Here is a 3,402-nt window from a genome sequence, read left to right as displayed (position 1 = left end):
GCCCGGCCCGCAGCCGGGGTGCCCGCCCAGGCATGCCGTCGGTATCCCCGCCCAGCATGGCCAGGGGAATGCACGCCAGGATCCGCCGGTTGGGATTGCGGTCGATGTCGGCCAGCTCGTCCAGCGCCTCCTGCTGGCCGTTCTCGCCCAGCTCGGGCTTGTCGCGGGTGAAGGAGTGCGATCCGACAATCCAGAGATGGTCGCCATCGACGGCCAGGCCCTCGATGTCGATCTCGGGATCCTCCTTGTTCACCGGCATCTTCAGCAGCTGGGTCAGGTCGAAGGCCCGGTGGTCGCCGAATTCCTGCCCGTCGATCCGGCGCAGCCGCTCGATCATCGCCCCCTCGTCCGTGGCGAGCCACAGATAGCCGCCGCCAAAGGCCACCGCCGATAGGTCGGAGCGCGCCTTGTCGGCCCGCTTGGACATGTGCTGGCCCCCGAGCGAGAGCTTCACCCGGCCAAACGGCGGGCGGAGTGACGGCTCAGCCACGGCGCGATCCCTGCTGCCCATCTGGTTCGACCACCACATCGGGCGGGGCACCCCGGTCGTCCGTCTCCTCCAGGATCCGCTCGAGCTCGCCTTCCTCCACCGCCCGGGCGGTCGCGTGGGGGCTCCGGTGCTGCACCCGCCGCAGGCCCGCGGATGGTGCTGGCGCATGTCCCGCCTCGCTCTCGGCCGCCACCTCCGCCAGCGCGTCGGCATGGAGCAGGCCGTGCTCCACCGCATGCCGGGCGAACGCCATGCTGTCGGAGGCCAGCAGGAGGGTGCTGCCGGCTTCCGCCATCGTCGCCGCCAGGCCGTTGATCTCGGCGATGCGCCGCTCGTCGCAGGACACGTTGCGGATATAGACGGCCAGCACCCGGCCCGGGTGCTCGGCCACGATCTGCCGGTACACTTCGGGGTCGCGCTGGCCGCTGTCGCCGATCAGGATGAACGGCAGGTCGTCATAAAGGGCCAGCATGTTGCGGATCAGCTCGTGCTTGTGGTGCTCGGCCTTGCGCGGCAGGGGCGACGTCCAGCTGATCCCCCACTCGCGCAGGAACAGGATGGGCCCCACCGGGATGCGGTTGCGGTCGAAGAACTCGTCGAGCATGTCGTAGATGCCCCAGGGTGCCCGGGACACGTAGAGCATCGGGTTGCCCTCGGCACCGGTTCGACCCCGGTGGAACGCCCGGTACAGGGCGGCTACGCCCGGGAAGGCCACTCGGTTCTCGGCCTCCTCGACGAACAGGCGCCAGAGCATCTTCAGCTTGTTGGCCACACCGGTGCGCATCACCGTGTCGTCGATGTCGCTGATCACCACGTAGCGGCACTGCTCGGGCGGGATGAACACTTTTCCGGTGGCCTCGACCGGGCGCGGCTCGTCCATGCGTAGCTCGACATCGTGCCATGCGTCCCGGCTCGCCGGGGGCCGCTCGGGTCGCAGATGGATCCGGAAGTAGCCGTCGCGGTCGGTCTGCGTCTGCAGCTCGGTGCCGGCGAAGCTGGCGGTCACGGTGGCATCCGGCACCGCGCGCCGCACGATCCGGCGCAGGATGTCGTGCAGATCCCCACCCAGCTCGCTGCGCCTGGCCGCCCGTTCCGGTGGGGACTGCCAGAACGCGCGGCCGATCAGGAAGATCTCCTTCACCGAGCCGTAGCCGCGATAGGGCTCGAGCACGACGCCGCGCTCGCCCTGGGCGTGCCGTGCAGGGCGGCCGAGCACCCGCAGCATCCGGTAGGTGCCGCGGCGCAGGGTCGGCAGCAGGCCCTTCTGGCTCATTCCTCCGTATCCTCCTCCGCGCCAGGTCCTGCTGTTCAACGGCTGACGGTGCGAGCGGTCCCCGGCCGCCCGCCAGCCTTGTCGAATGAGATGTTATAACATAAACAGTTTTAGGCCGGCCGATGCCGGCCCCGCCGCTGGAGAATCCTGCTTGCCTCTCTTTCGCCATCTGCCGCACCGGTCCTGGCTGCAGAGTTCCGCGCTCGACCGGCTGATTCCGGTAGCGCTGGTGGTGGCGGCCCTGTGGGTCCTGGTCGGCTGGGCCACCGGCCAGTGGTGAGCTCCGCCGGACCGGCTGTGCGGCTGCACGACCTGACCCTCACCTACCGGCGCCACCCGGCCGTGCATCATCTGTCAGGCCGCTTTGCACCCGGCTCGCTGACTGCTCTGGTCGGTCCCAACGGGGCCGGCAAGTCGACCCTGCTCAAGGCGATCATGGGTGCGCTGCGCCCCCATTCCGGCAGGCTCGAGCTGGACGGCATCGACCGCCAGGACATCGCCTATCTGCCGCAGATCGCCGAGCTGGACCGCAGCTTCCCGATCAACGTGCTGGACCTGGTGGCGCTGGGTGCCTGGCGGCGGGTCGGCATGTTCGGCCGGCTGGCCGGCAGTCATGTCGAGCAGGCGCACGAGGCGATCGCCGCAGTCGGCCTCGCCGGCTTCGAGCGGCGCGTGATCGGCACCCTGTCCGGCGGCCAGCTCCAGCGTGCCCTGTTCGCCCGGATGCTCCTGCAGGATGCCCGGCTGCTCCTTCTTGACGAGCCGTTCGCCGCGGTGGACGCGCGCACCACCCGTGACTTGCTGGCCCTGATCGCGCGCTGGCACGGCGAGGGCCGCACCATCGTCGCGGTACTGCACGACCTGGAACTGGTGCGCGCCCATTTCCCCGAAGCCCTGCTGATTGCCCGCGAAAAGGTGGCCTGGGGTGCCACCGCCACCGTGCTGAGCCCGGCCAACCTTCTGGCGGCACGCCGGATGAGCGAGGCCTGGGACGAGACGGCGCCGCCCTGCGCGCAGGCCGCGTGATGCTGGACCTGCTGGCCGGGCCGTTCCTCGACTACGGCTTCATGCGCCGCGCACTGGTGGGCTGCCTAGCCTTGTCGCTCGGCGCCTGCCCGCTGGGCGTGCTCCTGGTCCTGCGCCGGATGAGCCTGGTGGGCGATGCCATGGCCCACGCCATCCTGCCGGGCGCCGCGATCGGCTTCCTGATCGCCGGCCTGTCCATCGTCGCCATGACGATCGGCGGCGTGGTCACCGGCCTGACGGTGGCCCTGCTGGCTGGCCTGGTGTCGCGGGTGACCCCGTTGCGCGAGGATGCGAGCTTTGCCGCCTTCTACCTAGTCTCGCTGGGCCTGGGCGTGCTGCTGGTCTCGATGCGCGGCTCGAGCGTCGACCTGCTCCACGTCCTGTTCGGCACGGTGCTGGCGCTGGACAATGCCGCCCTGGTCCTGATCGCCGCCATCGCCTCGGTGACCATGCTGGCGCTGGCGCTCCTCCATCGCGCCCTGATCGTCGAATGCCTGGACCCTGGCTTCCTGCGCGCGGTGGGCGGCCACGGCATGCTCGTGCACATGCTGTTCCTGACCCTGGTCGTGCTGAACCTGGTGGGCGGCTTCCATGCCCTGGGCACGCTGATGGT

The 3,402-nt window shown here is 70.1% G+C and carries 5 protein-coding genes; 3 read left to right on the top strand and 2 right to left on the bottom strand.

Annotated elements, in window-relative coordinates; translation table 11 throughout:
- Together VNS22_RS12305 and VNS22_RS12300 are read right to left on the bottom strand one after the other, a co-directional pair.
- Positions 1–490: DUF3616 domain-containing protein (locus VNS22_RS12305; protein ID WP_325732803.1), on the bottom strand; the 490-nt coding region annotated here is incomplete at its 3' end.
- Positions 483–1,370, bottom strand: coding sequence for an App1 family protein (locus VNS22_RS12300; RefSeq protein ID WP_414653351.1), 888 nt, complete (start codon positions 1,368–1,370; stop codon positions 483–485). The genes VNS22_RS12300 and VNS22_RS12305, both read right to left, overlap by 8 nt.
- Positions 1,371–1,914: 544 nt before the next feature.
- Here VNS22_RS12300 and VNS22_RS12295 point away from each other — a divergent pair.
- The 3 genes from VNS22_RS12295 to VNS22_RS12285 all read left to right on the top strand — a co-directional run.
- On the top strand, positions 1,915–2,043 hold the full coding sequence (locus tag VNS22_RS12295; RefSeq protein ID WP_325732800.1) for a hypothetical protein: 129 nt from the start codon (positions 1,915–1,917) through the stop codon (positions 2,041–2,043).
- On the top strand, positions 2,040–2,789 hold the full coding sequence (locus VNS22_RS12290) for a metal ABC transporter ATP-binding protein (RefSeq protein ID WP_414653350.1): 750 nt from the start codon (positions 2,040–2,042) through the stop codon (positions 2,787–2,789). The genes VNS22_RS12295 and VNS22_RS12290 overlap by 4 nt, the downstream gene beginning before the upstream one ends.
- Positions 2,789–3,402 (top strand): metal ABC transporter permease (locus tag VNS22_RS12285; protein WP_325732796.1); only part of this gene is annotated, 614 nt, incomplete at its 3' end. The genes VNS22_RS12290 and VNS22_RS12285, both read left to right, overlap by 1 nt.

The organism is Geminicoccus sp., assembly GCF_035556675.1.
Classification (GTDB): Bacteria; Pseudomonadota; Alphaproteobacteria; order Geminicoccales; family Geminicoccaceae; genus Geminicoccus.
Note: the sequence above shows the minus strand (reverse complement) of the source record. Positions and strands in the feature narration are given on the sequence as shown.